The organism is Shewanella colwelliana ATCC 39565, from assembly GCF_000518705.1.
GTDB classification, from domain to species: domain Bacteria; phylum Pseudomonadota; class Gammaproteobacteria; order Enterobacterales; family Shewanellaceae; genus Shewanella; species Shewanella colwelliana.
The window spans coordinates 115,159-139,496 of sequence record NZ_JAEC01000006.1 but is presented as its reverse complement, the minus strand read 5'-3'; the positions used below and the strand labels follow the sequence as shown (position 1 = coordinate 139,496).

Here is a 24,338-nt window from a genome sequence, read left to right as displayed (position 1 = left end):
TCTAATGTCATGAATTCAGGTTAAGCCTCGAACTGCTGTAACCATTGTTTAAATAGCCCATTCATCCTCTTTTGCTCTTCATCAGAAAGGCTAGCGAGTAGTCCTTGCTGAACATTAACATGTTTATCTATGGCAACATCAATCAACTCGACACCAGCCTTAGTTAGCGCGACAGACACGCTACGGCGATCTTCAGTACTATGTTGCCTGCTGATAAGTCCCTTGCTCGTTAACCTATCCAAGCGATTTGTCATGGCACCAGAGGTCAGCATCATTGATGCCAACAGTGCAGAAGGTGTAAGACAAAAGTCTCCACCACTGCGCCGCAATGTCGCCAGTACATCAAACTCTCCCATGGTGAGTCCAACGCTTTTATGGTACACGGCGATCTCAGCTTCCACATGTTTAGATAAGCGCATCATGCGACCCAATAACGCCATGGGCAATGTCTCTAAATGGGGTTTCTCACTATTCCATTGAGCAACGACTTTATCGACGCCATCTGAATTTTTCATGTTTTTATCTCTATCTCTTTTGCACTATACGCATATAGAAAGCGGTATCAGTACGAACTCGGGCCATCACTAGCACGACAGCGATTAGGGCTCTTGAACTTAAGCATTGGATGATACATGCAATATAACTTCACATAAAGATAATTAACACAAAGGTACTTTACAAGCCAAAACTAACAGTGCACACTGCAAAACTATCTTCACATAAAGATATTTAGTACTAAGAGATGTTATGAATATTTTACTAGCAATGATCCCTGCATTTTTTTGGGGAACGACCTATGCGGTCACCCAATACACCTTGCCAGAGTGGCCACCACTATTACTTGGTGCACTAAGGGCCCTGCCTGCGGGACTGATCCTATTGGCCATAAAGCCGAGCCGTCCAGCATCTCAAGAGTGGCCAACCCTGTTTAAACTCGGCGGTATCAACATTGCAGCTTTCTTTACACTAATCTTTGTCATGGCATTAACCCTACCTTCGGCAATTTCTGGTGTAGGTATGGTCTCAGTCCCTGTATTTGCTATGCTATTTCACTGGCTATTTAGCAAACAAAAACCAGCTAAGTTACAAGCTTTTTTTGGTGCGTTACTGATTGGCTTAGCTTGGCTGTTATTCGATCCAACTGCCATTAGTCTCAATCCAATAGGAATGCTGGCCATGTTAGCTGCGATCAGCTGCATTATTGTTGGTAGCACCATCACCAAAGCTTCAGGTAGCCGTATAGCCTGGTGGACAGTCCTCACTTGGCAGCTCATCATTGGCGGTGCACTGCTGGCAATTGCAGCCGTCATTCAGTCGATATTTGAACCTGTGATGTATCAAGAGGTTTTCGCGCAGTTGAGTCTTGGCAACGTCATTGGCCTGCTATGGATAATGTTGCTCAATACCGTGTTAGGTTACATCATGTATGTGTGGTTACTGCAACGTATGAGCGTGGTCGACTTTACCTTCGGTGGCATCGCCAACCCCGTCGCAGGGATCGCGGCTGGAATGATACTGCTAGGAGAGAGTTTCACTGCCCACCAATATCTATTAATGGCCGGAATGATATTAGCCTCGCTCATGCCACAAATAATTAGCTTATTGATGAGAAGGCGTCAGCTAGCAACAACCTCTTAATAGCGCAAAAAAATAGGGAGCATCAGCTCCCTATTTCAGCAACTTCAAGTCTGAGGTCTTAAGCCATAAATCCATAACGCCAGATAAAAAATTAGCGGCTTATGCATCAGCCGCTAATTTATTGACTCAGTCGAGAGTGGGTTAGTGCCTAATGCGGTCAATCAGTTGTAACCCAGCACGTAGCAATCAGGCTCCTCATCTTTCAGGTCTGTCTCATTGCCATCAAGCATCCATTTTAAAAACATACGACGTTGCTTGTGCGCATTAAAGGTGTCTGACTCGCTGTCTGATGGCGCGTGTCCATGATTGAAATTGTTTTCCATAATACATACCAAATGTTCATTTATTAATAATTAATATGCCTAACGCTAATTAAGCATTTGGCAGCACAGTAAAACTCACGTGGCGTTCGATTTATTCGACACCCGATACTGATTAAAAGCTGCATGCTTAATTAAGTCAATAAGTTTTATTGGTCATACAACTAGACCAGCCCAAAGAAAAACCATGAACAGAAAAACAAACAAAACAAATAAAAACAATAAATTGCAAAGCCTTTATTTTGTATTCAATATCATTTAAAAATAAACCACAGACAAATTATCCCTAAAAATAATTATCACCCCCCCTTAAAACAGACCACCCACCACTGGTACGAAAAACAAACAGACGTTTGAATTTCCGAAAATTGTGGATGATTTAGCCTCCTTCTATCACAAGCTTAATCTCGCACATTGGGAATGCTTATCGTCACCATACACCCTTTGCTCCAAGGTGCATTTAACTGATCACTACAATTTTCAATCCCAAAACTACCATCATGTTGGCCAATGACATCACGACAAATCGCTAAACCTAAACCTAAGCCATCATCTTTTGTGGAACAAAATGAGGCCATCAACTCTTGCGCCTTGCGCTGCAGGCCGGGGCCATTATCGATAACCTTAATACACACACCTTGAGGTGTGTAATCTATGGTCACCATGATCCGTTTTTCCGTTACAGCATTAGATTCGGCTAAGGCATCTAGGCTGTTTTTTAGCAAATTGGCCAATACCTGACTCAATCCCACTTCATCCGCCATAATTGGATAAGGCTCGCCACCTAATTGATGACTAAGGCTAATATCATTACGGCTAAATTCACGTCTAAACAACACCAAAGTATTGTTAATAACCTCATCCAAATTAACCTGCTCATAAGAGCCTTTACGTCGTTTAAGTAAACTTCTTATACGATGCACTACCGCCCCAGCTCTCACTGACTGTGCATTAATTTTAGCAAGTAGCTCATACAGCTCGGGGTCAGTTTCACCACGATGATTTAACTGCATCATACCGCCTTCACTGTATTGAGTGATTGCCGCAATCGGCTGATTAAGTTCGTGGGCAAGACCTGAGCCTATTTCACCTAAAATCGTGGCACTTTGCATACGCTCAAGCTGCAACGCCTTATCTTTCAGTTGCCGCTCTGTATCAACTAGAAATTCGCTTTTCTCGCGAAATTTGTACTCTAACCACAGGTGGTAGACGGTCGATACCAAAAACAGTAGCATCAAGGCCAGCCCCCACTCCTTATTACGCTCGATCCACTTTAGAACGGTTTGATGCAAAGGAGGTTGCGGCGCTTTTAATTGCAACTCTTTAAACAGCTTAATCACCTTTAGCTGGCTAATAGGAGCTGTCCAACCAAGCGTTTTCGCCTGAATCGCGGCCGGGTGATCAGCGGGGAGCGCATAAAGCGCTTGAGTGATTTTTTGAGTAATGGCTGGCGGTACGGTTTCCGCCGCCGCAAAAGACCAGTTAGGGTAAAGTTGTGTGCTCACTAGACAGTCATAACCCATCGGCATAGTCGGGTGAATCACCCTAAAATCCGCTTTACGGACTAATCCATCTTCAATCATCTCCTCTAAGGTACAAAAAGGGGTGATCGCGGCATCCACGGTACCGTCTCGAACTTGGTAAACGATAGGCTCTAATGGAAAACCAAGAAACCGCAATGACCCAAAGTAGTTTTCAGGGTTATAACCCATTTTATGCAGCAACCCGATGGCGGCTTGATAGCCCCCAAGAGCTTGAGGATCGCTAGCCACTAGATGTTTGCCTTCTAAGTCTTTGAGCGTATAAATATCGCTATCGGCCCGCACTATGATAGTTGAACCAATGGCAAATGTGGCACCGCCATGTTGATGGCTCTTCATGGTTGCCAACCAAGAGAGTGGGAAATTACTGCTTAGGTTTAGATATTGACCTGGATTGGTCACAATAAATTGAATTTCATGGGATAACAGCTGACGGCTCATTTCATTAAAGTCTAACGGCACCACCTCAAAATGGGTCCCTGGCACAGCAGCTGTGAGATAGTCCATCATCGGCTTCCAGCGAACAATCCCTTTTTGTACGCCGTGGTTAGCAAGCACACCGACTTTAAACTCGCTTACAGGCTGCGAGCTCGGCATAGCCTTTTGGGCATTATCGTCCACCGCCCAAGCCGCTACTGGTAATAAGGTTAAATACCCGACACACAAGATAACGCACACGTAAAAAAACGCCCGATACAACATAGTCAACTCGATTAAAAACTATTCAACTTAAATTATGCTAACGTGGTTTTTTTTGTTGTGAGAGGCAACAAACTCTCCTCATTATCATCGAACAAGATGATAGATTGGTGATCTGCCTCAAAGGCTATTGCACACAGATTGCTCCAATTGCCACTAACACCTAATCTAGTCTCATCAGTTAAATCGCAGAGCACCATGACAGCATGAAGCAAACACTGCCCCTTTTCTTGGTCGATGACGATGCCGCCATTTTAGACTCACTCACCTTTATGCTGCGTCAGTTTGGCTATTCACTCCAACCATTTTCCTGTGGGCTAACATTTTTGGATCAGGTCAACCTCACCCTACCAGGCTGCGTTATTTTAGACAGTCGTATGCCTATCGTTACAGGGCAAGAGATCCAGCAACGTTTGTTAGATGCCGACAGTCCATTAGGAGTAATATTTCTCACCGGACACGGTGATCTGCCCATGGCCGTTAATGCCTTTAGACAAGGCGCTTGTGACTTTTTCCAAAAACCGGTATCAGGAAAAGCTCTCGCCGAAGCCATTGAAAAAAGCATGCTTCACAGTCAACAGGCATATGAATCAACACAATTACGATTTAATTTAAACAAATTAAGCGAAAGGGAACGACAAGTCTTACACTTGCTGGTACAGGGTAAAACCAACAAACAGATATCGGAGGCACTGTTCCTGTCTTTAAGAACCATTGAAGTGCATCGCTCCAACGTGATGAAAAAGCTACAGGTACACAATATGGCGGAACTAGCTAAATATAGTCATATTTAGCTCAAGCGTTAATCACACCAAGGGTAAAATCACCTCCCCCTGCGACACCTTGTCGCACTCTGACCCTTTTGCTTTGTCAGCCTATCCTTGCGCTGACACAATTAACCAAACAAAAACATAACTACAACCTAATCATGAAATTAAGCCTTTCCTATTTAACCGTTTCTATTGCCGCGATTCTCTGGTCTTCTACGATTCTGGCACAAGAATCAGCCTTTGAGGTGATTGAAGTCACCGGCCAGCACCAAGGTAGTTACAGTGCTATCACCACGGAATCCAGCGCCGCCGTCGCCGACATTAGTGCCCTGCTCGCAAACCTGCCCGGCACCGCAGTGAACGGTAATGGCCCGCTCACTGGCATCGCCCAATATCGAGGTTTATTTGGCGATAGAGTGAACACCCAAGTTAATGGTCTGTCGCTTGCAGGCGCAGGTCCTAACGCCATGGATACACCGCTCAGTTACGCCAGCCTTATCAACACAGAGCGATTAGAAATGACACGCGGTATCGCCCCGGTGTCTGCGGGCACGAATACCCTAGGCGGCAGTTTGAAAGTGATTGAATCTCAGGCCCGTTTTGATGAAGTGAGTGGAACAGTCGCAGCGCAATACCAAGGCAACGGCGATCAGGCTCACATTGGCGCACAAACCAACCTAGCCAATGACCAGCATGCCTTGTTACTTTATGGCGATCTGATGCAAGCCAATAGCAATATGGAGTCAGGGGCGAGCCAAGCGATAGCACCGACCACCTACGACAAATCTATGGTTGGTGGGCAGTACCTCCTTAACTTAAGTGATACCAGCAGTGAGGACGCGTCGATTGCCATCAGCTATCAGCATCTAGAAACCACTAATGCTGGCACACCTGTATTGCCGATGGATATTGATTTCATTCGTACCGACAGGGTAAAACTTGAAGGACAACACCAGCTCAGCAATTGGGATCTTAACTGGCACTTAGCCTACAGTGACGCTCGCCATGGCATGGATAATTTTAGTGAACGAGTTAAGAATGATAACGCCAACGCCCGCTATAACAATGCCGAGAGCCAGAGCTACGATAGCGCGATAACCATTGAGCAAGATGCATGGTTGTTGGGGCTCAACGCACAGTTTAGCGAGCACAACTCAGTCATCACAGATCCGACTAAACCTATGTTCCGTGTCGATAACTTTAATGATGTCACCGACAATACCTTGAGTGCCTTCGCTCAGTGGCAGCAAGATATAGACCATTGGAACTGGCAATTGGGTCTGCGCGTAAAGCACTATCAAACCGATGCTGGCGAAGTTAACCACTCGATGGCGGGCAGCATGCCTGCAATCAAAACCTTAATGGACAGATACAACAGCGCCGATCGCAGTCAATCACAAACTGGTGTCGATCTAGTTATGAATGGCCGCTATCAAGTGACACCATCCTTAAGTTGGGTTATCGGCTTGGCTCGTAAACAAGATAGTGCCAGTTACCAGCAACGTTATCTGTGGGTGCCAATGCAATCGACCGGAGGTTTGGCAGACGGACGCACCTATGTCGGCAAAATGGATTTAGCGTTAGAAACCGCCTATCAGCTTGAACTCGGCGCCGATTACCACCAAGACAACTTTAGCCTGAGCCCTCGTATCTTTGTGCACCGCATCGATGACTATATCCAAGGCGTCACCGCAACGGATCCCGTGGTGATAATGGCTGCGAAGATGATGGGCGATGACAATCCGATGGAGTTTGCCAATGTGGATGCGCAGTTACTCGGCATGGATATTACTGCCTCCTACCAACTAAGCGCGCACTGGCAACTAGACATGATGGCCAGCTATGTCAGTGGCGAACGCCGAGATATTGATGACAACCTCTACCGCATCGCTCCACCTAAACTTAACTTAGGGCTTAACTATCAGCGTGGCAATTGGCTAGCCAGAATAGAAAGCGTTGCCGTCGCCGCACAAGATAAAGTCTCTACAACCCAACTCGAACAAGCCAGTTCAGGTTATGGCTTGGTCAACCTATCCTTGAGTTATGACGCCGATACCTGGATGGTAAAAACTGGGGTAAATAACCTATTTGATACCAACTACGAAGACCATTTAGCGGGCTACAACCGAGTATCGAATACAGACCTAGCGCCTGGTCAGCGTATGCCAGGTACAGGCCTAAATGCCTGGGTCACTGGAGAATACCGTTTCTAATTTCTAGCGTCTAAACCAGTTTATGGGAACACTCCACTGCGCTTCCCCTTCCCCGAGAACACCTCTGTACTCGGGGATTTTTTTTGCCGGTGGCTAGGACTCTCGCCGTGGCTTTCGCGCTAACATATCCTGATCGGCACAGGCCAACACTCGCTCTAAACTATCACTAGGCTTAACCGTTTCATGGCCAATGGTAATAGAGAAGTGAGGCAGGTCACTTGCAGCGATGGCATCACTGAGCGCTTGCATAATACGCGCCTTTAACACCATTAAGTCTTGTTCGGCATGACACAACGTCAGCAATACAAACTCATCGCCACCAATTCGACCCACCACATCCGTGACGCGAATGCATTGCTTTAGCACCTTAGCCAGTAGTTTTAATACCTCATCCCCCAGCGAGTGCCCATGCTCGTCATTGATACGTTTGAACTCATCAACATCAACGTAGAGCATCACCAAGTTACTGCCATTGCGAAGTGACAGCTTTATCCTTTGCTCGGCAAGCGCTCTGAATCCACGACGATTATTAATACCACATAGGTCATCGAGCCTAGCAAGCTGCATCATTTCGCTATAGAGCCCAAGCAAACTTAAGTCTGCCTCAAGAATCTCCTTAAGGTGACGGATCAGCTCTAGATAACTATTTTGATAATCGGTTTTGCGATAATCCATCACGCAGAATGTTCCAAAACAACGACCATCGGGCCAAAACACTGGCACACCTAAATAGGAAGAAAAGCCATCATTTTTCACTTCAGGGTTGGTGTCCCAGCACGGTTCAACATGTGCATTAGCAACATAAAGCTCTTTGCCAGTTTCGACAATTTTTCGGCAAAAGATATTGACCTCTGGCTCTATGAACACACCGGCAGGATAAGGGTTTGACGCCTGCTGGCTGGCAATGGTGACTTGAAATCCTTTATCGGTATGCTGCACTAAAAAGCCTGCTGGAGCTTCAAACAACTGAGCAAGTAGATTCACCGTTTTCTGCCATTTATCAATCGAGATTAGGTCGTTGGGATTATCTAGCAAGAAGCGATTGGTATGATAAAGTTTTTGGCTAGCCATCGAATCCTCCAGTACAACAAGAGATTGTTTCGCCTTCCTAGAGAAACGACATATTTAGGGCAATCACTCAATACCAATCAGCATAATGATGTGACTAACATTTTGTTAACTTCATAATAGGTTTGTGTGGACGACAGTTCAAACAATAAATCGACTTAAACAGCAGATTACACTAACCGACCCGCCACAGAGAGTCATTCATAACGAGTGGATGCGGCCTAAAAAAGACAAAAGAGTAAGCGAACGCTTATTTAATGGGTTTTTTTAACAATTTACGCTGTAGAGTTCGCCGATGCATACCAAGCTGCCTGGCTGTGGCTGATACGTTGCCGTTATTGGCGATTAATACCTGCTGAATATGTTCCCACTCTACCCGCTTAGGAGACAGTGGCGCATCGTCCAACGGCGTTTGAGATAAATCAATCGGCCTATCGCTCAATACATTGAGTAATGTCTGAGTATCGGCAGGTTTTGCTAGGTAATTATCAGCGCCAAGCCTTATCGCCTCGACGGCTGTCGCTATACTGGCATATCCCGTCAGCAATACCATGGTGACGTCGGGTAGCGAACGCCGTAATGGTGGAATAAGCAATAGGCCATTGTCCTGATCCAACTTCATATCCAGTAAAATGTGGGTCGGCTTAAATTGTCTTGCTCTCAGCAGCGCCTCAGTAGCATCATGGGCAAGTTGACATTCAAAACCATGTTTAATCATCCGCCTCATGACAATCGCCGCAAAACTGCGATCATCTTCAATAATCAATAAACGCTTCATCATGACGTCAATAGCGGCAGATGCACTTGAGCCACTGTGCCTCCCGCTAAATCGCTACCCAAAATCAACTTGCCACCAAGGCGTTCAAAACTCGCATGACTTAACATCAGCGCCACGCCCATCCCTTTAGGGCTTTCGACAATTTTATGCCCAAGCTGCGTCAACAAGCTGTCAGGAATTCCATGGCCATAATCACGCACAGCGATGATAATTTCATCACCGTATTACCCCTGTCGTAAAGAGAGCGTCACCTTTTGCTCTCCCGTCGCCTCACCACTCGCTCGAGCACCATTTTCAATTAACGCCACTAAAGCGGGCAGTAAGCTAGCATCATATTTTATGCACAATTCACCTTCTTGTTGACTTGGTTTAAGCTCCAGCGAGATATCGGGCATCAGTAGGCTAACCTGCTGCGTTAGGGTATCAAGCAGTTGTGTGAGAGTGACAAACTTAAACTCACCGGCTCTAATCGACTCTGTTGCTAAGCGTAACTCAGCAAGGCGGGTATCGCAGACACTCAAGGCCAATAGCATTTCGTCGAGGGTGATATTTTGCGCTCCCTCGTCCTCTTTTAACTCATCAACTAATAAGCGTAAGCTGGCTAAAGGCGTCGCCATTTGATGTGCCATTTGCGCCGAGGCTGTGCCGAGTGCGAGTAACTTCTCTTGTCGTAACTGTGCTTCACGCATATAGCCTAGCTCCGCCTCTTGGCGACGCAGTCGCTTAGCGATTAGGGCAACACTCGTGGTTAACACCAGCGACGAAATAACAAAGTTAAGCCACATACCTAGATAATGTGAACGCATATCCATACCATGATGCTGCATCTCATTATCCGGCACAGTAAAGAGCATCACGCTGTAGGCTAAATTTGATAACAACGCTAACGACCAAGGCGCCCACTTAGGCAGGAGTACCGCAGCAATCGCTATGGGTAATAGCAACAAAGAGATAAACGCATTGGTCGCGCCACCAGAAAAATAGAGCCAAGTGATCCACAACAGCGTATCGAGTAATAGTGCAATAAAAAGCCCACTATCACTGTTAAATAGCGGTTTTCTTAGCCAAAAGGTAAAGCCTAAATAGATGGCTTCAATGATCAAAGCGATGTTTAATGCAGGGCTATGCAGCGAAAGGCCAAACGTCTCGGCAAACGCAAAGGTGAGGCATAGTTTGAGCACTAGGCCCATCATGCGCAATAAGGCTAATTGATCAGATGCTTGGTACCTAAAATTGACAACAGAAGACACATCATCCCCTTAATTTTGTTGATAATGCAGCCCAATGCCTTGAAGCGCTACTGCCGACTCACCCAAGCTATATTTTAGGCCTTGTTCAAACTTGATAGTACTTATTATCCCCAAGGATGTGAGCCGACCACAACTTAAGCTGCAATCTTTGGGACGCTTTGCCATATCTATCGGATGGCTAGCGGGTTCAATATGATCCCCCGCGACCCCAAGCAGCTCCGCCATGATTTGCACCACTTCATACTTGGTCATGCGCTCGCTTGCGCTAAAGTGGTAAACCCCTCGTACATTGTTACTTTGTCGCTGATGGTCAATTAATTTACTGACCGCCTGAGCGATATCCAGTGTCGAGGTTGGACTACGAATCGCCCAATCATCTTGCTGCACAGTGGTCGTTGCTTGCAACTGTGCCAACATGACCAAGATAGCTGACTCTTCTATGCGCTCTACCGCACCATAAAGTATTGGCAGTCGCAGTATGGCAAATTCCTCACTGCAGCCTGATACAGCTTGTTCACCCAACCATTTAGATTCACCATAAAAATTCACCGGATTAGGGGGATCTTGCTCTGCATAGTCAGGAGATGTGCCATCAAACACATAATCAGTAGAGATATAAAGCAGCCATGCGCCATGACGCTTAGCGGCCAACGCCAAACCATTTGATGCACTCACATTGAGTGCTAATGCCGCCTCGGGCACAAGCTCTGAAACATCAGGACGACGTTCTGCGGCGCAATGAATAATCATTGTTGGACGATGGGTTTCAATAAACGCGTCAAGGGCATCCAGATCGGTTAGATCGAGACAATAAACATCAGCTTGCACACGCGAAAAACCACATGCAATAACGTGATAGTCATTGTGCAACCTAAGTTGCTTCACCACGGCGCGGCCAAGCAATCCTGTCGCCCCAGTCACCATTACCTTAATCTTCATTCTATGAGGGTCTCGCTATAACGGTTTACTTTCAGGTTTTAACATTGGACAGCTCGGCGGCAAAATCATTTTTATCGCCTCAGCAATCACATCAAAGTTTACTTCGTTAGCAGTAATGGGTTCCCCATCCAAATTGATAGGCATCGCTGGTGAGCTGCGCCAAGTAGCTGATTTGTTTTGAGTGTAAACAATATATTCATTGCTAAATTTCGGGGCAGAAAACTCGCTAATCACTTGAGATAACGCCTCTATCGGAAAATCATGTAAGGCGACCAGATCCATTAGGCCATCATTGATGTAAGCCTTGGGTGCCAATATTTGACCACCACCCGCTTGACGGCCATTACACACTGCCCCCACAAGTAACTGACTCGACGAGCTTTCGCCCTCTACAATAAACTCTCCCTCATAGGGTTTAAAATTTATCGCTTGAATAACCCCCGTTAATGTATAGGCACCGCCGCCGAGAAAATTTTTCAATGCCACGGGTGTATTGGTTGTCACCTGTGCGCCAAAGCCACCACTGGCGACATTTATGACATGCCGTTCATTAGCCTTAATCACATCAATCCAATAAGGTTTACCTGTTACCGCTATTGATAGCGCCTCTATTAAATCGTCAGAAATGCCGCAAGCCGAAGCAAAATCATTGGCCGTACCCAACGGAAAAATAGCCACTTCAGGGCGATCGGCTTTGGGGTGCTGCATCAGGGCATCGACCACTTCGTTTACCGTGCCATCACCACCACCAGCAACAATACGCGAACATGACTCAGCAATGGCTTCTGTCACCAAGCGAGCAACATCACCGGCTTCATAGGTCACCCTCACCTCAAGCTCATGCAGGCCACGCACTGCGGTAATTGCTTGCCTAACCGTTTCTAGTGCTGCTTTTTTTCCATTTAATATGAGACGAATTTTCATGTCAGTTCCGGCAGTCATTTTGCTCATGATGCCGCTTTTAGTTGCGCTTTTAAAGCCTATTTCCCCCGATAAATCACCTCTAGCGATTCCGGTATATTCGCGACAAATATTTGCCGCATTATTAATGACGCGATATGCTCCTTAGATTACGTAAACAAGGAAGCTCTACCTATGCTGGAAGCGACAACAAGCATTCATCACCTATCACTACTGTTCGCCAGCAGCCTATTGCTGAGTAGCGCCTCTCAAGCTAATGTGCCTCGCGACAACACGCAACCAAATCAAACTGACGCATCCCCAAGTTACCACTGCAACAGTGCATCGCTAAGCAGTATTGAATCCCTTATTTGCCAAACGCCACAACTTGCGATGCTCGATAGACAGCTTGCGGACGTATACATCCTTGCCACCGCAAAAGCCCATAATGAACATCCTCCGGTGTTAAAAGCTGAGCAGCGGGGCTGGATCAAGGGTCGCAATGATTGCTGGAAAAGTGATGATAAAGCTAACTGTGTCGTACTTAATTACCAATCAAGAATAGTTGAGCTGCAGGCCAGATACCGACTCGTGGAGAGTTCAGGCCCCTTCTCCTATCGTTGTGACAACCAAGCTGCAAATGAAGTGGTGGTGACCTATTTCGACACCGACCCTACAAGTTTAATTGCCGAGTACGGTGACAGCGTCTCGTTAATGGTCAGTGAACCCAGTGCAAGCGGCGCCAAATACCAAGGGCAAAATGAACAGCTATGGGAACACCATGGCGAAGCCCTTATCACCTGGGGATACCAAGCACCGCAGATGAAATGCATTAAGCTAGACTAAGCCACAGCAGTCAGTTGAAATTAAGGACACCATGAATTCAGCATTACCATTGGTCCTCGCAGGACCCATACTGCGTCACTGCGATCAAGACAACTTCACTTTGTGGATCGTCACCAGCGAACCGTTAAATTCGTTAACGTTGATGCTCGCTGAGCGAAAAATTTCACCACTGGAAGGCGCACAACGACAGTGTTTTGCCCTCGGTGAGCGCGCTTTCCAGTACCTGATTCATGTTAATGAGCCACAACTTAATAAAGTGGGTGAAGCAATCAGTTACCAACTGATTGATAGCCAACATGGCGCGCTGTTTGATCACGTTGAGCAACTCACTTACACGCCGCAACATCAACCGCATTTTGTGGTAAAAACTGAAATCGACCAGCTGTTGCATGGCTCTTGTCGCAACGCACATCATCACAGCGGTGATGCACTCGTTGCAGCCGATACTTTACTGGCACAAGATACCGCGCCAAGCACTCGACCGGCACTCTTAATGCTTAGTGGCGATCAGGTTTATGTCGACGATATCGCAGGCCCAATGCTCTACGCCATAGGCAAAACCATTGAACTGCTGGGACTAAGGGATGAACAGTTTCAGCAGACCGCTTTGACTCATAGCAAGCAGATCAGCTACCACCCTGCGGCAATGTATCAGCGTCACAAAAAACTCCTGCCCAGAACTGAGTATCCCGCCGCGACAGGCTTAGTACGCTGGTACATTAATCACCCTATCTTTACCTCGTCAATCGCAGAGAACCACCTAACCAGTTTGGCAGAAATCATCGCGCTCTATCTGCTGAACTGGTCGCCAGAGCTATGGCAACAGATAGACATCCCCAAACAAGTCAATGGTTTATCCAAGGCCAATACACTGCGCTGGCAAAGGGAGTGGACTCATCTACTGGAGTTCAAGGCAGGATTAACCCAAGTCAGGCGGCTAATGGCGCATCTGCCAACCTATATGATTTTTGACGATCACGACATTACCGATGATTGGAACCTCACCGCTAAATGGGAACAAGCTGCCTATGGCCATCCTTTTTCAAAACGTATTATAGGCAATGCACTCATCGGCTACACCCTGTTTCAAGGGCTCGGCAACCAACCGAGTCGCTTTGCTGCAGAGATCACCCCCCAGCTGCAACAGTTCTTAGATAAACCCGATGAAGCCATGCATGACCAACTCATCGACAACTTGTTGGAGTTCAATCATTGGCACTATACACTCAACACGAGTCCCAAATTGGTGGTGTTAGATACGCGCACACAAAGGTGGCGAAGCGAATCAAACCTCGCTAAACCCTCAGGGTTAATGGACTGGGAAGCCTTGATGGAGTTTCAGCAGCAGCTTGTGGGACAAGACAAAGTGATTATCGTCTCTGCCGCGCCAATATTTGGGGTGAAAATGATTGAAGCGGTGCAACGCACCGCCACCTTTTTCGGTGCATCCTTATTGGTCGATGCCGAAAACTGGATGGCGCATCCAGGCACGGCCAATACTCTGTTGAGCATCTTTCAGCACAGAAAAACCCCACAACAATTTGTCATTTTATCGGGCGATGTGCACTACTCATTTGCCTACGACATTGGCATTCGTTTTCGGTCAATGAGCCCCAAAATTTATCAAATCACCTGTAGCGGTATTAAGAACCAGTTTCCTGAAAAACTGCTGCCTATCTTCGATAAATTTAATGGGTGGCTATACGGGCACTTTTCGCCGCTTAACTTTTTCACCAAGCGCAAACGTATGTCAATTCGTGGTCGTCGCCCTAATGGTTATCGCAGCCAACGACTCATAAATCGCAGCGGCATAGGTTTAGTGAAATTAGACGCCAACGGCGCACCGAACCAGATCACCGTGTTACACGCCGACATGTCGCAAACCGATTTTAAGCCACCAAGAACTGCTTAACGATGGCGTCAACTAGTTACCAGGTTTGGGTGACGGCATACTGACCGGGGCGGAAATAGGCGCATCATTGGGAGCTGGTAAACGATGATCATTGCTCTCAACTCCACCCGCGCTGGGGGCACGTTGTGCATTAGGCGCTTGTTGTATAGGTTGAGCTTGATTCACCAGCTCAGCAACAGGCTCAGCAACAGGCTCAGCATCACCATTTTCGGAAACTTCAGCGTGGTTAGCACTGGGCTGCATCAGATGTTTAGCCTCAGTCGTTGGTTGTGAAATCGATGAATCAGTAGCCAATGAGGAGACCTGTGGCATAGCCTCTGCATTTTGCTCAAGCGGCTGGGTTTCTGTGGTCTCATCCGCTTTATTTGAGGTCATCAACCACACCGCACCAATGAGTCCGAGTACAACGATTAATCCTACTGCTTTGTTCATCTATCACCTCCTGTAGTCAGTGCTTCAGCATAAGGTTAAGTGCAACAAAACACAACTTTTGAATATTTTATACAACAAATGCTAACTAGAACGATAAGTCTTCAAGTTGAATATCGATATCGCGGTGACTAACGGGGTCGCGAAAAATGATACCTTTAGCAAGCAATTTTAATGGCTTTTCAAAGTTATCATCGGCCTTAGGCAACAGTTGTGGGTACAAGGTGTCATTGAGAATTGGCATAGACAGACTATTCATGTGCACCCGCAGTTGATGAGTCTTACCCGTTACGGGAGAGAGCTCAAATCGTCCGAGTGTGCCTTCAATACCGATAAGACGAATTTCTGAATGAGCATTAGCTATGCCAGGCGCGATCGCCATCATTAAACTAGGCGAGCCTTTAACCAAACGGTTTTTTACCGTCCAGTTAGGCCACTCTGCTGGCGTCGATAACGCTAACTGCTGTTGAAGTTCGGGGGTCAAAGAGGCGACAGCTTGATAAGTTTTAGTGATGTGTCCATCGCGAAAAAGTGCATGATAAGCATCTCTATCACACTGGTTTTTAATCAAGATGACAATGCCTGCCGTAGCACGATCTAGGCGGTGTGCAGGTACTAGATTAGGGTTACCTGTCTTGATCCGCAAGCGATTAACCAAGCATTCATTGACGAAATTACCGCTGGGATGCAGCGCTAAAAAGTGGGGCTTGTACGCAATAATGATCTGCGCATCTTCATATAAAACTTCCTCATCGAACGGTACCTTAGATTCCTGCACCACTTCACGGTAGTAAAACACCTTCTGTTTGCCGACATAGGGAGATTCGGGGGTGATTCGGCTAGCATCCTGCCAATGTACATTTCCCTGGGCCATACGGCTTTTCCATGTAGACAATGGGATTTGAGGAAAGCGAGCAGCCAAAAAGCTCAGCACCGTTTTATGCTGAGTAAGGTTTTCTGGTAACACGATATGAGATGCTTGCGCTGCACGAACCATAGAAGCCTAACCATGAGCGTTGAATTTGGGCGACATGTTAGCAGAGAAGTGCCGTCAAACAGATTATCTTTGACGGCACTTCTCTGCTTGGCGATATTTAATATGGCCTGAGCCCTAGCTCCCTGCGTGGGACTTGATCAGGTCGAGTACAAAGTTCATTGTCTTATGGCAATCGGGTTGATTGACGAGCACTTGTTTATCTCGGTTATACAGCGGCAACACCTCTAACCAACGCTGACTCACCCATGTGGCATCTTCAAGATGCAGATCAGAATAGAGGTCAAACAACGCTGGATTAACTTGGTAAAACTGTTCCAGCGCGGCACTAATCAATTCAAACTCCCCCTCAATGGGTTCATTTTGCCAATTGTTACAGGCTAATGTGCGGGCAATCCAGTTACCATCTCGTCGTTGCGCCGCAGAGAGAATTTTCACTCTTTGTTGCCCCTCTAACACAATGCCAAGGCAGTCATCATCAAGTTGATTAAAATCAATAATTTCACATTGGGTTGCCAGAGGGTAACAGGGAGGTTTTGCATTAGACTTCGACATGCCAAATGCAAGAGGGTAATGACCTTTAAGCACTTGTGCTACTAGGCTTAAGCCTGTTGGGCCCGCGACTCGGATCTCTATTCTGCCGCCAGGCAAAAGCAGGTCATCCTGGGTGATTAACGCCATCTCTTGAGTTAACATAGCAACCTCCTTCTCCGCGGTCACTCGCTTGATACATCTCTCAAAATCGGTTGAATTTTGACCTGGAGCAATAATAGTAAAGTGTAGCAGCTAGCAAAATTACTGCTGTAAACTCAATACTGGATAGGCTACCCGTGCCAATCAAACTGTACTCCGTTATCTTATTAGACCCTGCAATATGGTCTTTTGTTGCGGTGGGCACGCCAGCTAAAACGGTTCTAGATAATGTGCGATCTCTCCTCCTTGCCAAATCGTGTAAAAATCATCGGCTAACGCCTGACTCATGGTTGCCGCTTGCTGCCAGTAGCGAATTCTGTCATCACTGCTTAAACATGAAAAATCCCGTCGATCGGGCAATTTCTCATAAGGTAAAGCCGCCGTGTACTCATCGCTTGGCACCAAAATTAACGCGTTATGATAGTTAGCTTTAGCACGTCGCCAAGACAGTGATTTGTCAAACCAACCAGGTAATATATTGCTATTAAAGTGCGGATAGAGGGTCAAGCCATCTTTGCCTTCTATCGGCAAGTCAAAGTGATAATAGGTAATGCCGCCATGATAGTAATAACCTTTTGGTACACCAGAAATCTGTTTAACAGGGGCTAATATCCATGGAATAGATCCTGTTGCGAGCAAAACTTGCTTAATATTGTTTGCCTCAAGATCCACATAATGGCTGGGTAGGTCTTGCAATGACGCAAAAGGAGATTGGGTGAGATCACGACCAAAAAGATAGCGTTGAAAATGCAGCCCTAAAGTTTTACGGCTTAACAGGTTACTTATTGCCGTGGTTGCAAGCCCTAACCCTAATGCCACACGGCTAGGCACACGGCTTAAATGCCTTGCTCTGCACGCAATAAAGTGACTATTAATGATTGGGTTACCCAGAATGTCTCGCCCTGCATTATCCCCCAATATCTCATCAATAATCCCCTTAACTTGGTCCGAAACTTGACGAGGCGTAGGCTTAACATCATACCGCTGCTGAATATAGGCGTGCTCAAGCCGATCATAAGCGCTGAGCGGGTTATTTTGTGCTAAACAAGCTAAACGCCACGCCCCTGATGAGGCACCTAGAGTATGCAGTGGCGCCTCTCTATCTTTAAAAAACTCACTAAATAGCAGGCGATCTAAGGCTGCAAGCCCTATTGTTTTTAATGGCTAAACACCGAAAAATTTGTATGTTTAAAAACAGACATTCAATAAGATACAAACCTTTTGTTTTATATCATTAAAATTATCTAGCGTTTTTCATAAAGATATATGAAATAGTAGGGGGTGAATGGGTTTAAAGGGGGGAACCTAAAACCTTAACTCTTGATGACTTGACTGCCTAATCTAGCTACTGCGCTTTAAGAAGTTGCTCCTGTACTACCTGATTAACCATGCCTGAGCTATCTATTTTCATCAGTATGTCATGCGGACTTAGATTGTCTTGGACCATAATGACATCCATGCTTTTTCTAGTTTTAACACTCTCAATGTTCAATTCAGTGGCTTTTCTAAGCGCTTCTAATCTGGATCCGTTCTCAATCAGATCTTCTTTCCAGTAGACAATATAGGTCATGCTGACTTTTCTTCTCATCAGCGCTTCAGCATTTAGGCTTTCTGTTACCTTGTTCTCTTTCACAATATTTGCTGCAGATTCAGAAATGGGCTTATCGTTAAATTGACTACAGCCAGATATCAGCAAAGATATCAGGGTGAGAGCGATGATATTAAATTTAATGGATGACATATGAACCCTTAATGCTGTGAGCATTTTTTGACTTGTGATACTTCGCAATTATGTTAGCTCAGGTATTAAACCGAGTTGATAACTCAACAACAAAACCAACGAGGTTGAGCTATAAATACCCTTCTTTAAAAGGAAGGGTATTTATAATTGCAAACCTTAGCCCTCACATACGCCAGGTGATAAAGAATGGCTAAAATCGACTTCAACAATGTCACCACAAGTGCCATTTTTACAAGATTGTACGGCTGCTCTTGAATATGTGGACCTATCTACAACAGCACGAGGAACATCAGTAACAACAGTTGTATCAAAGTTAACAGAGTCGATATTGCCAGTAGCGTTAGTTTGCATAACTTTGTAGCTAACACCATCCACAGCATGTTGCAGTGTACCAAACTGTACGTTATACATAGAACACGCAGTAGGGACAACTTCTAGCATCTGAGTTAAATATGCTTCTTGAACTGGTGAAGCAAACTCTTCGTAACGATGTTGAACATTTACTTTTTCAATTGCTAGTACATCATTGCGAATTGCATTGTAAGCATTAACAACACCTGCACCATATCCAACTTTAGACGCTCTTGATGCTTGACCATGACCATTTAACTCATAAGGAACAGCAGTATTCAACATCATTGCTTCACGTTCTTTAGCTGATAAATCAGGGTGAGTAAGCTTAAGCAACGCTAGAATGCCTGAAACATTAGGAGCAGACATTGAAGTACCTGTTTTTTCAGAGTAACAATCGTCATAGCTTGCAGATGAACCACAATTGCGACCAGTGCCATAATAAAATGTACCAATTGTTGCACCAGTGATTTCTTCACCATGAATTGCAAGGTCAGCAAATTGTCCGAAGTTAGAGAAATTACTAATTTCACCGCCCATCTTAGAAGATGCCACTGCTAGTGCTTCTTCGCAGTTTGCAGGAGTAACATACGTGGTGTCTGCTGCTTCGTTACCCGCAGCAATAACAACACTAATATTCATCTTGTACGCTTCGCTAACTGCATCCTGCATGTAGCTGTTCGCCTCACAGCTCATTTCAGAATATCCACCTAAACTCAAGTTGATAACATCAACAGGCTCAGAGATAGGACGAACATAACCTTGATCCCCTTCGTTCAAAGAACCATTGCTGTATTTTTTAATAGCCCACCAAACACCGTTAGCAATGGTGTGAGAGCCACCACCATAACCACCAAGGACACGTACAGGAACAAGTTCAAGACTGTTAGTTGGAACAATGCCAACCATACCAAGATTATTGTTTGCAGTAGCTGCAATTTGACTCGCAACACTCAAACCGTGACCATCAATAACAACATTGTAAACACCATCACCGTCTAGATCCCACCAAGATTTGTCAGTTGCATCATTATTATTGTAATGAGGAATTACATTCTCAGAAGAACAAGTTAAATCAGTGGCAGTATTTTCATGATCAGCAGTTAGACAACCCATTCCTGAATCCACAAAAGATGCTTCATCTTCTGACCAAACAACATCTTCATGTTCCCATTTTCCTGTGTCCAGTACAGCAACACGAACCTTGCGATCTAGCTTGGCATTTTTTACTGCATAGTCACGAGCCTTAGCAATGCTAGACAGTCCCATACGAGTTTCTTCTTGTTCATCTAAATATTCCTGACCTAGATACAGAGGGTCATTAAATTTATTGATTACAAGAGATCGAGTACCGATAGTGCCTTTTTGTGGAGCTTGTGATTGAAAACGATTTACTTCAATCAATTCACTATTCACTTTCGGTGAAACAACAAGTCCATTTTTTTCAACATACTTGAAGTAACCAGTGGTTAGAAGAGTGTTAATAGCTGCTTCGCTATCTCCGCTAACATCAACCAAATCAAAAGTATTTTGAAGAGGTTTTAGCAGCTTAATATCTAAGCCAGTTTGTGCAGAAATTTGTTCAAGAGCGTCTACGCTATGAACACGATCATTGTCTTCCCAGTTGATAATCAACTCGGCTGATTGTACAGAAATGGAAGTCATAGTAATCAGGATAGAAGCCGCTAGATTAGTAATTTTCATTTGTTCTTACTCTTAATTCGAATTTGAAGGAGGTCATTGCTTTATAAGCGTTACCAATTACTCTATGCGCTAATGAATAACGGTTCCGTTTGCCATTGAAGCAGCAAGACCTAAAACTTTATACTCTGGCTTCCATACCCAAGTGTCGCCTTGATATGCACCGTAAGTAGCATTTCCTAAAAATCTGCTATAAGAACCATTTCCTAATTCATTCATTTGTTCCCAATAAATGCGACCTAGTTCTAAACCAGAAACTTCGGCTTTTAGCATGTTTGCTAAACGGTTAATGCGTTCAATAATATTTTGACCAGCAGCAGAGTAGTAATCATTATCTTGAATTGCACGAATACGCTGAATATTACTTACTGCTATACCATAATTTTTAGTGTTAGCGTAAAATTGAGAACTCGCCTTGCCTGTATGGTTGTTGTAAGTTTCTTCCTCTCCTACATTACAAATGTAGCCACGCTGAGTAGTATATTTACCGTCAATATAACCACCCTTAAAGTTATTGTTTACAACAAAGCCAGTTTGAGCAGCACCAAGCATACAAGTTAACTCAGTAGTGGATTCATTATCAGAGAAGTAGCGAGAATCAGCGATTAGCAAATGCTCAGTTAGTGCTTCTTGTTGAGTCAATACACCCTGCATTTCTAAAGCATCAATTAAAAAGTCACCAAGTCGTTCCATTTCTTGTGATTGCTTAACGAACTTTTGAGCGAGTACAATTTTTTCTTCCAATTCACGTTCCTGAGAAGTGGTAGCACCCTTTACATAAACTTCATAACCTGCACCAGCACGACCATTGAAAGAGTCAGTTGTATTAACCATTACTAAAAACCCTGAAAACTTAGAACCCTCAAGAGCCGTGAAAGAATAAGTTTTAGCTGTGTTGTCATAAGTGAAAGCAATTTTACTAGCATCGCCTTCAAGAACTTCAAAAGGTTCATCTTCAAAAATGACTAAACTATCAGCATCAAGAATTTCTGTAGACGACATTTCAAAAGTCTTAGTTTCACCTTCTTCCAAGAAAACAAAGCGTTCACTATCCATAAAAGGAGCACGATTTGCATAATAAACATTTAAAGAAAAGTTCAATGTTTCTGTTGTAATACCGTCAGTGACAGTCAAAACACCAGTGTAATCACCTTGGTTTTCTTTAGATGGAGAAACAACAACTTCCTTTCCCTCAGAGCTGACAGAAGCGGAAATAGCAGATTGATTAAGTCCTGAATCAACATTCATGCTAACACTATAAGTAATGTTTTCTTCACTGAGAGAACCGAGTTCTAAAACAAATGGGAAACGAGCTTTCGCTGCTTGAGCAACTGAAAGGTTGACTGATTCCGCATCCACCCAAGTTACTGAGTAGGCAACATACTTGGTGACTATGACTGTGATTTCTTCAGCTACACTATCTTTGCCATCACTGACAGTAACGATCAATGTTGCATTGGTGCTAGCTTCCACATCACTAGCGGTGATCACCAGACTATCACCGCTGACGCTGGCTGAAAGAACAGGAGAGGTGGAGCTAAAGCTGTATGTCAGTTCATCACCATCCTCATCAGTAGCTGTAATTGCGACATCTGTGGTGGAACTTCCCATCATAGAGATCGATGATTCAGCCAAAGATATAGTGGGGGCATGATTAACTGGAGTTGTTGGAGTTGTTGGAGTTGTTGGAGTTGTTGGAGTTGTTGGAGTTGTTGGAGTTGTTGGAGTTGTACCACCATCATCTCCACCACCGCCACATGCAGTAAGGAGCACCGATAGAATAATTGCCGATAACAATCCACGAGTATTGTTCATGTTTATTTTTCTCGAGTTAAGAACACAAATGTATTGTGCTTATGAAATATTAAGGTAAAGGGTTTTAATAGTTCTTTGAAAGCCCATTTTTTTAAGTCAGTATCTATAGCTTGCATAGGGAAAAACAGAATAAGAGAGCTAGCCCTACTATTTTTAGCCTAAGTAGATTTGCCGCTTTGTTCGTTACTATTAAGTGCATTTAGCATTGTGTTAAATGGGCTTGTGAACGAAGTAAAATCGAAGAGCTTGATTGCAAGGGAGGTATTGTATCCACTGGGGTTAAGCTTCATTATTTAGTCCTTTATATAATGTCCAGATAAAAACATTGTCATGCTTTCCATAAGGTTCAATAGCTTAAATCAAGTCAGAACTTGAAAATGTTGCCAAAGTCACATGTTAGCTACTTTGCAAGCACTTTCTGGTGACTCGCAGCTTTCAATTGTAAAGCCTTGCTAACTGTGAAGATCGGCAGTGACACAAGTGTTAAACCTATCGACTAGATAGGGGGACAGTTAACCCCACACACCGCAGTTTAAAAAAATAAGTTAGATGTGTCTCTGTATTCGTATTTCACCTTAAAATCATCGCTAGAAAGATCCAATGCAACATTGAGCGAATTGGCGTTGACAAAATTGACTCTAAAGGAATCTTCATTGGAACCAGCCTCAACATCTGTGACCTTGCAATCCATTTTTTCCTGAACAGTTCTCTTAAATAACTTCTTATCGTATTCACGAAGATCTTTATATTGTTGTATTAAATCTGCATCTGCGATATCTAACATATCAAAATCTGCATCTCTAATGTTTTCGCAAACTTCTACTGCTACATAAATTGCCTCGTCAACAGGTTTGGAACACGCTGTCAAACCTAAAAACATAAAGGATATTATAAATAAGTTTCTCATGAAATCACCGCTTAATTATTTAGTGAATGTAGAAGGGTAGATTGCAGTATATTTATCATTTACTTTAGACATGGCTAACACATTTTTTTTTGCAAACTTCTTGAATACAAACTTAACCATATCCTCCTCTACAATATAATCCACTAATTCACAATCTGATTTAGAGTAAAACTCTTGCTGTGGACTAAGATTACGTTCAAGTAGATATATATAACTTTTTTCTTCTAAAAATGGTTTTAACAAGTCTAAATTAATATCATCCTTAACTGCCTCACAAAAAAAGACTCCTACTTCTTGTTCAGTCATTTTAGAAATTTGCTCAGTCGTAGGCGCATAGTCAGAGCAACCAACTAAAGCAATTGATAATAAGCACAACAATATGATTGATTTGGGTAACTTCAAGATTCATCTCCTTCAAAGCCTGCTGTATGCAGATACATATTTACCTTAGTTCTGTCTGTAAACCCGAAAAAATGCCCTAGCTTAGAGCTATTCGGTTCTTGTTTTAGAATACCTCATGCTTAGGCTCCTTTACATAAGGTTGAAGCTAGGTTATATGAATAGTTAACGAAGAGAAGATACGTAAATATCGAAATAATTCGTAAAATATATATCAGAAAATCAAAGAAATTTGACATGACCACAGTATTGCTTGTCATGATGATCTGACCAGCAAAGCACAGGCTGAGTATATTAAATGTGACGAACCGCCCTCATATCATAGCTTTCAATTGATTCAGCTATTGATGATATACATGACAACTTCTGATCATCATCCTAAATCAACGACTCATACATTTGTTGTTTAAATGTAGAATAATTAAGGATCTTAT

The 24,338-nt window shown here is 44.3% G+C and carries 21 protein-coding genes and 1 pseudogene; 5 read left to right on the top strand and 17 right to left on the bottom strand.

Going from position 1 to position 24,338, the window contains the following annotated elements:
* Positions 1 to 20 precede the first annotated feature (20 nt).
* Entirely contained in the window at positions 21 to 515 is a 495-nt protein-coding gene (locus L876_RS0103940; RefSeq protein ID WP_028762600.1) for a MarR family winged helix-turn-helix transcriptional regulator, read from the bottom strand.
* A 232-nt stretch (positions 516 to 747) separates the two neighbouring features.
* On the opposite strand from L876_RS0103940, the gene L876_RS0103935 reads away from it, so the two are divergent.
* Positions 748 to 1,638 carry a DMT family transporter gene (locus L876_RS0103935; RefSeq protein ID WP_028762599.1) on the top strand — a complete coding sequence of 297 codons (891 nt, stop codon included), beginning with the start codon at positions 748 to 750 and terminating at the stop codon, positions 1,636 to 1,638.
* Positions 1,639 to 1,799: 161 nt separating this feature from the next.
* Here the strand turns inward: L876_RS0103935 and L876_RS22680 are convergent, their stop codons facing one another.
* Positions 1,800 to 1,961: a hypothetical protein gene (locus tag L876_RS22680; RefSeq protein ID WP_156029373.1), complete on the bottom strand. Its 162-nt coding sequence runs from the start codon at positions 1,959 to 1,961 to the stop codon at positions 1,800 to 1,802.
* 398 nt (positions 1,962 to 2,359) lie between these two features.
* The gene (locus L876_RS0103925) at positions 2,360 to 4,096 is read right to left on the bottom strand and encodes a sensor histidine kinase (RefSeq protein ID WP_156029376.1); all 1,737 of its coding nucleotides are present in this window, start codon (positions 4,094 to 4,096) and stop codon (positions 2,360 to 2,362) included.
* A gap of 308 nt (positions 4,097 to 4,404) precedes the next feature.
* Here L876_RS0103925 and L876_RS0103915 point away from each other — a divergent pair, with 308 nt between their 5' ends.
* Both L876_RS0103915 and L876_RS0103910 read left to right on the top strand, forming a co-directional pair.
* Positions 4,405 to 4,992 (top strand): response regulator transcription factor, encoded by a 588-nt coding sequence (locus L876_RS0103915; protein WP_028762597.1) that lies wholly within the window; start codon positions 4,405 to 4,407, stop codon positions 4,990 to 4,992.
* 134 nt (positions 4,993 to 5,126) lie between these two features.
* Entirely contained in the window at positions 5,127 to 7,181 is a 2,055-nt protein-coding gene (locus L876_RS0103910) for a TonB-dependent receptor (protein WP_028762596.1), read from the top strand.
* A 93-nt stretch (positions 7,182 to 7,274) separates the two neighbouring features.
* Here the strand turns inward: L876_RS0103910 and L876_RS0103905 are convergent, their stop codons facing one another.
* From L876_RS0103905 to yegS, 5 genes and pseudogenes are all read right to left on the bottom strand, one after another.
* Entirely contained in the window at positions 7,275 to 8,252 is a 978-nt protein-coding gene (locus L876_RS0103905) for a sensor domain-containing diguanylate cyclase (RefSeq protein WP_028762595.1), read from the bottom strand.
* A 247-nt stretch (positions 8,253 to 8,499) separates the two neighbouring features.
* Complete coding sequence (locus L876_RS0103900) at positions 8,500 to 9,027, bottom strand: response regulator transcription factor (RefSeq protein ID WP_028762594.1); 528 nt, start codon at positions 9,025 to 9,027, stop codon at positions 8,500 to 8,502.
* Positions 9,027 to 10,277: pseudogene (locus L876_RS21045) on the bottom strand (sensor histidine kinase). Before L876_RS21045 ends, L876_RS0103900 begins: the two are co-directional and overlap by 1 nt.
* Positions 10,278 to 10,286: 9 nt before the next feature.
* On the bottom strand, positions 10,287 to 11,216 hold the full coding sequence (locus L876_RS0103890) for a dTDP-4-dehydrorhamnose reductase family protein (protein ID WP_037427933.1): 930 nt from the start codon (positions 11,214 to 11,216) through the stop codon (positions 10,287 to 10,289).
* A gap of 15 nt (positions 11,217 to 11,231) precedes the next feature.
* Positions 11,232 to 12,167 carry a lipid kinase YegS gene (gene yegS / locus L876_RS0103885; protein ID WP_248674464.1) on the bottom strand — a complete coding sequence of 312 codons (936 nt, stop codon included), beginning with the start codon at positions 12,165 to 12,167 and terminating at the stop codon, positions 11,232 to 11,234.
* Positions 12,168 to 12,311: 144 nt separating this feature from the next.
* On the opposite strand from yegS, the gene L876_RS21040 reads away from it, so the two are divergent.
* Positions 12,312 to 12,962, top strand: coding sequence for an MliC family protein (locus L876_RS21040; RefSeq protein WP_081730625.1), 651 nt, complete (start codon positions 12,312 to 12,314; stop codon positions 12,960 to 12,962).
* A gap of 31 nt (positions 12,963 to 12,993) precedes the next feature.
* On the top strand, positions 12,994 to 14,874 hold the full coding sequence (locus L876_RS0103875) for an alkaline phosphatase D family protein (protein ID WP_028762591.1): 1,881 nt from the start codon (positions 12,994 to 12,996) through the stop codon (positions 14,872 to 14,874).
* 12 nt (positions 14,875 to 14,886) lie between these two features.
* Here the strand turns inward: L876_RS0103875 and L876_RS21035 are convergent, their stop codons facing one another.
* The 9 genes from L876_RS21035 to L876_RS0103825 all read right to left on the bottom strand — a co-directional run bounded on the left by L876_RS21035 (position 14,887) and on the right by L876_RS0103825 (position 23,907).
* Positions 14,887 to 15,306: a hypothetical protein gene (locus tag L876_RS21035; protein ID WP_037427931.1), complete on the bottom strand. Its 420-nt coding sequence runs from the start codon at positions 15,304 to 15,306 to the stop codon at positions 14,887 to 14,889.
* An 85-nt stretch (positions 15,307 to 15,391) separates the two neighbouring features.
* The gene (locus L876_RS0103865) at positions 15,392 to 16,300 is read right to left on the bottom strand and encodes a pseudouridine synthase (RefSeq protein ID WP_028762590.1); all 909 of its coding nucleotides are present in this window, start codon (positions 16,298 to 16,300) and stop codon (positions 15,392 to 15,394) included.
* A 114-nt stretch (positions 16,301 to 16,414) separates the two neighbouring features.
* Complete coding sequence (locus tag L876_RS0103860; protein ID WP_028762589.1) at positions 16,415 to 16,993, bottom strand: LON peptidase substrate-binding domain-containing protein; 579 nt, start codon at positions 16,991 to 16,993, stop codon at positions 16,415 to 16,417.
* Positions 16,994 to 17,200: 207 nt separating this feature from the next.
* Positions 17,201 to 17,908, bottom strand: a complete 708-nt coding sequence (locus tag L876_RS21030) for a hypothetical protein (protein ID WP_156029372.1) — start codon at positions 17,906 to 17,908, stop codon at positions 17,201 to 17,203.
* A 427-nt stretch (positions 17,909 to 18,335) separates the two neighbouring features.
* The gene (locus L876_RS0103850; protein ID WP_028762588.1) at positions 18,336 to 18,731 is read right to left on the bottom strand and encodes a hypothetical protein; all 396 of its coding nucleotides are present in this window, start codon (positions 18,729 to 18,731) and stop codon (positions 18,336 to 18,338) included.
* 156 nt (positions 18,732 to 18,887) lie between these two features.
* Positions 18,888 to 20,786 (bottom strand): S8 family peptidase, encoded by a 1,899-nt coding sequence (locus L876_RS0103845; RefSeq protein ID WP_028762587.1) that lies wholly within the window; start codon positions 20,784 to 20,786, stop codon positions 18,888 to 18,890.
* Between the two features lie 69 nt (positions 20,787 to 20,855).
* Positions 20,856 to 22,598 carry a hypothetical protein gene (locus L876_RS0103840; protein ID WP_081730624.1) on the bottom strand — a complete coding sequence of 581 codons (1,743 nt, stop codon included), beginning with the start codon at positions 22,596 to 22,598 and terminating at the stop codon, positions 20,856 to 20,858.
* 532 nt (positions 22,599 to 23,130) lie between these two features.
* The gene (locus L876_RS0103830) at positions 23,131 to 23,505 is read right to left on the bottom strand and encodes a hypothetical protein (protein WP_028762585.1); all 375 of its coding nucleotides are present in this window, start codon (positions 23,503 to 23,505) and stop codon (positions 23,131 to 23,133) included.
* 15 nt (positions 23,506 to 23,520) lie between these two features.
* On the bottom strand, positions 23,521 to 23,907 hold the full coding sequence (locus L876_RS0103825) for a hypothetical protein (protein ID WP_028762584.1): 387 nt from the start codon (positions 23,905 to 23,907) through the stop codon (positions 23,521 to 23,523).
* Positions 23,908 to 24,338: the final 431 nt, after the last annotated feature.

What these genes read in the sequence shown, in the direction of transcription:
- L876_RS0103840 (WP_081730624.1), bottom strand. Translation starts at nt 22,598, where the DNA reads ATGAACAATACTCGTGGATTGTTATCGGCAATTATTCTATCGGTGCTC.
- L876_RS22680 (WP_156029373.1), bottom strand. Translation starts at nt 1,961, where the DNA reads ATGGAAAACAATTTCAATCATGGACACGCGCCATCAGACAGCGAGTCA.
- L876_RS0103865 (WP_028762590.1), bottom strand. Translation starts at nt 16,300, where the DNA reads ATGGTTCGTGCAGCGCAAGCATCTCATATCGTGTTACCAGAAAACCTT.
- L876_RS21035 (WP_037427931.1), bottom strand. Translation starts at nt 15,306, where the DNA reads ATGAACAAAGCAGTAGGATTAATCGTTGTACTCGGACTCATTGGTGCG.
- yegS (WP_248674464.1), bottom strand. Translation starts at nt 12,167, where the DNA reads ATGAGCAAAATGACTGCCGGAACTGACATGAAAATTCGTCTCATATTA.
- L876_RS0103905 (WP_028762595.1), bottom strand. Translation starts at nt 8,252, where the DNA reads ATGGCTAGCCAAAAACTTTATCATACCAATCGCTTCTTGCTAGATAAT.
- L876_RS0103925 (WP_156029376.1), bottom strand. Translation starts at nt 4,096, where the DNA reads ATGCCGAGCTCGCAGCCTGTAAGCGAGTTTAAAGTCGGTGTGCTTGCT.
- L876_RS0103830 (WP_028762585.1), bottom strand. Translation starts at nt 23,505, where the DNA reads ATGAGAAACTTATTTATAATATCCTTTATGTTTTTAGGTTTGACAGCG.
- L876_RS0103910 (WP_028762596.1), top strand. Translation starts at nt 5,127, where the DNA reads ATGAAATTAAGCCTTTCCTATTTAACCGTTTCTATTGCCGCGATTCTC.
- L876_RS21040 (WP_081730625.1), top strand. Translation starts at nt 12,312, where the DNA reads ATGCTGGAAGCGACAACAAGCATTCATCACCTATCACTACTGTTCGCC.
- L876_RS0103860 (WP_028762589.1), bottom strand. Translation starts at nt 16,993, where the DNA reads ATGTTAACTCAAGAGATGGCGTTAATCACCCAGGATGACCTGCTTTTG.
- L876_RS0103935 (WP_028762599.1), top strand. Translation starts at nt 748, where the DNA reads ATGAATATTTTACTAGCAATGATCCCTGCATTTTTTTGGGGAACGACC.
- L876_RS0103915 (WP_028762597.1), top strand. Translation starts at nt 4,405, where the DNA reads ATGAAGCAAACACTGCCCCTTTTCTTGGTCGATGACGATGCCGCCATT.
- L876_RS0103940 (WP_028762600.1), bottom strand. Translation starts at nt 515, where the DNA reads ATGAAAAATTCAGATGGCGTCGATAAAGTCGTTGCTCAATGGAATAGT.
- L876_RS0103850 (WP_028762588.1), bottom strand. Translation starts at nt 18,731, where the DNA reads ATGTCATCCATTAAATTTAATATCATCGCTCTCACCCTGATATCTTTG.
- L876_RS0103875 (WP_028762591.1), top strand. Translation starts at nt 12,994, where the DNA reads ATGAATTCAGCATTACCATTGGTCCTCGCAGGACCCATACTGCGTCAC.
- L876_RS0103845 (WP_028762587.1), bottom strand. Translation starts at nt 20,786, where the DNA reads ATGAAAATTACTAATCTAGCGGCTTCTATCCTGATTACTATGACTTCC.
- L876_RS0103890 (WP_037427933.1), bottom strand. Translation starts at nt 11,216, where the DNA reads ATGAAGATTAAGGTAATGGTGACTGGGGCGACAGGATTGCTTGGCCGC.
- L876_RS0103900 (WP_028762594.1), bottom strand. Translation starts at nt 9,027, where the DNA reads ATGAAGCGTTTATTGATTATTGAAGATGATCGCAGTTTTGCGGCGATT.